General features: G+C 47.9%; 1 protein-coding gene. It reads right to left on the bottom strand.

Features of this window, described 5'->3' with window-relative positions; all coding sequences use genetic code 11:
* Nucleotides 1-293: 293 nt before the first annotated feature.
* Nucleotides 294-6,060: hypothetical protein (locus tag K8S19_08555; protein MCD4813726.1), on the bottom strand; the 5,767-nt coding region annotated here is incomplete at its 5' end.

Raw genomic sequence — 6,060 nt, forward strand, 5'->3', positions numbered from 1 at the left:
ATTCAATCGTAATAATTTAAATAAATTATTTTAAATATATACTTTTTTATGCTTTATAATAAGTATATCATCGAAAAAACCCTGAGTCAAAGCAAGCGATCCAATAATACCCATAATTTAAAGGGCTATTATTTCGTTGTAAAAATTTACCCAACTTTTTCCCTTATTCGTGTCAGTGTAGGGTAATTTTTCTAAAAAAATAGTAAAAAAAGACAAAATATATTCAAAAAAAAAGCCGCCCGGCATACGCCCCTGCATACGCGGGGCCAGCCAGACGGCTTTTTTAGTCAAACTTACTCGTTGATTCCCTGGAGCTTCATGCTGTCGATACGCATACCATCCATGCGCGGATCGCTGAACAATTCAAGTGTCGCATCAAAATCAAGCGACGCATCCAGCATCCCGCCTTCTTCAGTCATCTTCTTAAAGCGATCAGCATCTTTACCCAGCACGGAAACCAGTTTGCCGGACCTGTCAAACTTCAGATACGTTTTCTCACCATCCGCATCTTCGACAATCTGGGTCACAGCCAAAACCTTGCCATCACCGTCAGTCATGTAATCATAACTCACCTTGGTGCCGTCGCGCATTTTCTTCTTAGCCAGACGTCCGTTGCTGAAGGTCTGCTCTTCAATCACATCACCGTTTTTATTGAAAAGCTTAGCCGTGTAATTGTTCCCTGACTTACCTTTATAGGTAATCTCGGTTTTCAGTCCATCTTTTTCAACCGCAGTCAACAGTCCGTCTTTGTTGTACTCAAGTGTCTTGGTCCCTTCCTCAGAACGCTCAACCACGGTGGTTTTCTCTACTTTACCGTTTTTCTTAAGATCATATTTAAAAATACGACTCATCGAACCCGACGATTCTGAAAGCATACGGCCGGACTGGTCATAATGTTTCACACTGGTCTTACCGTCCACCGCAACGACCATCTCAGTCATGCCGGATTTTTCATACTCAAATTTATGTGTGCTTCCCTTCTTGTCGATTGCCTGGACCACGCGGCCCTTTTCATCACGATCAACTGCCTTTGCATCCGCAAGCTTCACGGCAATCTTCGCTGCCAGCTTAAGGTCCGCACTGATTGCTTTGCCGCCATTGATCGCCACAGTGACCTGATCAAGCACCTGACGATTGTCCAGCAGCATACTGGTAAGCTTGCCTAACAATGTGGCCTGTTGTGCTTCCCCAAATATCTTCTGGAAGACCTTGGCCAGACGATTCATGAGCTTGGCAGCCGCAGAGTCGGACAGCGCTTTGACAATTGCCTTGCGCCCCAGCTTACTGCGGGCCATCTTGATGAAGGCCAATGCATCTTCCAGGGAATTAATTTCCTGGAAAGCGATTAACAATTCATCCTTCGGTCCGACTTTGCCCTTTGCTTTGCCCTTGCCTTTTTTGGATTTTCCCTTATCTTTGACATCAGCTTTGGTTTCCTCAGCAGATCCAGCTACCACCGGTTTGGCTTCTTCAACCGGAACCTGATCCGATGCAACTGTTGCAGCTGAAACACCCTCTTCTTCCGCACCTGCTACAGGAACCAGTTCACCGGTCATTTTGTCGACCATCATGACCTGTTCAGCATCCACACCGCCGGCCAAAAGAACACCGCCAGCCTTATTTCCGCCTGATTTCCGGTAAGTCCTGGAAACAGCGGATGCGGCTACGCTTCCGCTCCGCTCGCCGACCGGCGCCGCAGTGATCACGCCGGTATCCTGTGTCAAGGTGTCACTAAAGGCGTTCTGTGTTTGTCCGCCGGTAGCCTCCCACATCCAGCCGTCGGCAGCTTTGGTATAGGTAACTTTCGTATAACTGTAGCGGGTTTCATAGATCGGATCGCCCCCTGTGGTGCGCTCTGAGTATTTCCCTACGTCCGGCGTATCAGGATCACCATCATGATCCCAATAAGCCTGTGAGCTGTGCTCGATTTCCTGATATTCGTTTTCTGGTGTGTCCGGATCATCGGGAATCGTCTCTATATACACCGTGTTTGTAGGTGTTGTTCCAACCTGCACCTGATAATCATCAACGTTTGTGATTTGATATCCACAATTGCCGTTATAGAAAGGATCATCCGCATTGGAAGCATTGTAGGTGCTTGACGGAACCGACGTTTTGTTGGTGTAGTTCTGGGAAGATGAAACAGGTTTATAGCGGTTCTTTTTGCTAAAATTGGCTTCCATAAACTGAATGGTATCAAAATCAGTGGTGGTCGAGCCATCCGGATTGATGGTCACTTTGACATTGGCTGTTTGTAAGAGCGATTCCGTGGCCATCAGTTCAGCTTGCAATTGACCCAGTGTCTGCGTGCTGCGGGTATCGCTGCCGGATGTATAGGTCCAGGTTTCGTTCTCAGCATGATAGCTTTCCAGCAGGCCCTGGATGAAGGTCACCGCTTCACCGTCTTCCATATCAACGGTATTGACCGCTCCGGTACCATCGATAACGGCATTCTGCGCTTCCAACTCACCACCTTCAAAATAGAAACCCCATGGATCATAATTCATGGTGCCGCTCCAAACCGCGCCGCCGGTATCCGTGAAGGTCTCGGTAGCCTGGGTCCAGTAACTTTTATTGCTCGAAGTCCCGGTATAGGAATGCACCACACCCTTGCTGTCAGTCCACTGTTCCATATTCCAGTACTCATCATAGACCATCGTGCCGTCAACCGCCGAGACGCCGTCAACCTGGACCAAGCGGTCACCGGAATAGGTATAGGTAAAACTCCCCACACTACCGGAGGTGCTGTCCATTTTTTGGGTGGATTGGTCCCAGGTTGTAATACCCTTATCATCCTCACTGGTAATGATCTCATTCATACCGCCATAAATATAATTGACGGTTGTGCCGTCTTCGCGTGTCCCGGTCGCATTGGTCAAATACTGACCGTCATTGCCAAATGTCATTGTCATGTTCATCGTATCACTGTTGGTCATGGTTCGATCGGTAATAATTCCCGATGTCGTATACTGTTCTGTTCCGCTTCCCGAATTCACACCATATATGTCCGTATACGAAATATTAGCACTCGTATGGAAAGGACCCTCAGGAGTATCTGTATAGTTCCAGGTTGTTGTGCTCCCGCCGTTGTTGGTGCGCGCCCGAGAGGTAATCGCAGAATTTTCATAACCCTCATCCATGGTCCAGACTTCCGTACCCTGATTGTCGGTCATCACCGCAGATACCGGACCATTTTTGGTCACTGTATAGTTGATCGACGCATTGGTGATATAGGTGCCCTGATGAAAGGTGATATTTTCATACGTCGGCATATATATCCAGCGATCCGAACCCTGGCTCATAACAAATCCGCCGGCTTCAACCGTCATGGTGGTCATACCTCCGCCCGACCATGTGGTGGTGGAAGAACTCGGGTTGGCACCGCCACCGGTACCGTGATACTCGGTAAGATGTTCAACTTGACCGGATGGGTACTCATAATCAGCAGTCCATGCCTCATATTCCACACCGTCGATATCATAATGAATGGTTTTAGTCTCCGAATTCTGAACATTGGTGCGATGCTCCGTCATCTTCAGTCCGGTCCAGGTATTGTTCTCAAAGGTGGCATTGTAAATTTCGGTCTTTTTCTTCTTGCCATCCTGTTTGTCCTTGGATGTCGTCGAAGCGGTCTTGCGCCCCTGTGAGTCATAGGATGTATTGTACTCATGATAACTATTCTGACCGGTTGTATCGCTACTGGTGGTCATACCGGTCGCACCATTGCTCGTAAAAGTTGTGTTGGTCTTATCGCCGTCTTCATTGGTATCCACACTCGAAGTGGCCGTTCCCAGCGTGGAATGATACTGGGTGGTCACGCTGCCCTTGCCATTACAGCGGGTCATGGTTGAAGAGTCATTCATCCCCGTGCCGCCATTGACATTGTAGTCGGTCCAGGTTTCCTGACTGCCGTTCGCACCATACATATTATTGGTATGTGCATTGGTCGTGAAACCATTTTCGTCAATTGTATTCAATGTGGAAGAAAAACCCGAAGCACGTACCCTCGTGCTGCTGGGCTGACCGCTCCAATGCAGACTGCCGACAACATGTGTACTGGTCATTTTCGCACCATCCGCCGAGCCGTAATAAGCCTGGGTATCTTTCCAGTGACCGGCAGGCAGACCGTTGGCATCCGAGAAAATATTGCTGTTGGTGAGTCCGCTGCTTGAATTTTTCAAAGTCCGTATGCCTGAAGTTGCATTCCAAGATATTGTAACTGTTGTGTTGGTATGTCCCAAACTGGGTCCGTAATCACTGCTGTTGACGCTCTGCATCTCCACGCCCTTTTCATTGTAATCAGCCACACTGCTCCCCATGCCGGTCGTTGAAGTAGCTGTCTTTTTACTCCCTGTGAATTCATAAAAATCAGTAATCGTCGAGGTGGAATCCTGCGCAAGACTGGCACCACTGGTGGAGTGACTGTTCATGCTGATGGCCCGTCCGCCTGCATTATACGTGGTGCTGGTCGTAGAAAGCACCTTTGATGATGAAATGCGTGAGTAAGATGTCGCATTGGTTTCCGCATTGAACCCCGTGGCATAGTTGGGTGTCATCACTGTAAATGTATAACTGGAAAGTCCATAGGTTGCCCAATGTTGACTGGATGTTCCCAGGCCATCTGTATAATAGGTCGTAGACGTTCCATTATGATTTATGGATGTCGACTCCTGCATCTTCCCGGTATAATTACTGCAAACATAGGTGCTTGCGGTATATACAGCACCACCCAAGGTCCATGCCGAATTCATATAGGATACCGCATCGGTCTGTGTTCCGTATTGGGCCTCATAATTGGTCCAGGTCTGGGAGAGCCAGCTCCCACCATCACTGCTAATGGTAAACGTTTGCTTGTTAATCCCGGTGCGGGTATCCGCGTCAATAACTGTTTCCGCCTGACTGTTACCTGTTCCGGCAAAATACTTATTTCTCGATATAGAATGCCGCGCGGTCCCATACTGCGGATCAAAAACATCGGTGGTAATAACCGAGAGTCCGTTTTCAGCCACAGTTGAAAGCGAGAGTCCGTTAAATGTATTTGCCACAATATCGGTGGTGGTCGTCTGTGCCAAAGTCGGATAATCATCATTTGTCTGAATGCTGGAAACCGGTACGCCGTATTGAGCATCATAAGTCGTCGTCACAGTATTGAGCGCATTAACTGCCACGGTCAGTGTATTGAGACCATTGAAAGGATTTGTTGTGATAGCCGTATTGGTCAACGCCGCACCGAGCACACCGTATTTATTCTCTGTAATCGAATGCACTGGTGTTCCGTACTGAGCGTCAAATTGATCTGTTGTCACTGTGCTGATCTCATTAGCCGCAACCGTCAAAATGTTCAGCCCATTCAATGGATTGGATGTGATCACCGTATTCGTCACTGTCGCGCCGGTCAAGCCATACACATTGGTGGTAATCGAGTGCATCGGTGTTCCGTACTGTGCATCAAATTGATCTGTCACAACTGAATTAACGGCATTACTTGCTTCAGTGCGTGTGTTGAGACCATTAAAAGAATTGGTTGTTGTGTTTGTATTGGTGAGCAATGTACCTGTCAAACCATACACATTTTCCGTGATGGAATGCAACGGCGTTCCATACTGCGCATGAAATTGATCTGTTGTCACAGTACTGATTGCATTGCTCGCCACAGTCAGCGTATTCAATCCATTAAACGGATTGGATGTAATCGCGGTATTCGTCACCGTCGCGCCTGTCAAGCCATACACATTTTCCGTGATGGAATGCAACGGCGTTCCATACTGCGCATGAAATTGATCTGTCGTCACGGTACTGATTGCATTGGTCGCCACAGTCAGCGTATTCAACCCATTAAACGGATTGGATGTGATGTTCGTATTCGTTACTGTCGCACCGGTCAAACCGTAGACATTGGTCGTAATCGAGTGCAGCGGTGTCCCATACTGCGTGTCGAATGAATCGGTCTCCACCGTACTGATCGCATTGGTTGCCAGCGTATATATATTCAATCCATTAAACGGATTGGATGTGATGTTCGTATTCGTTACTGTCGCACCGGTCAAACCGTAGACATTG

It is taken from the genome of bacterium (genome assembly GCA_021108215.1).
In the GTDB taxonomy this organism is placed as follows: Bacteria; Oederibacteriota; JAAXVQ01; order JAAXVQ01; family JAUVAV01; genus JAIORK01.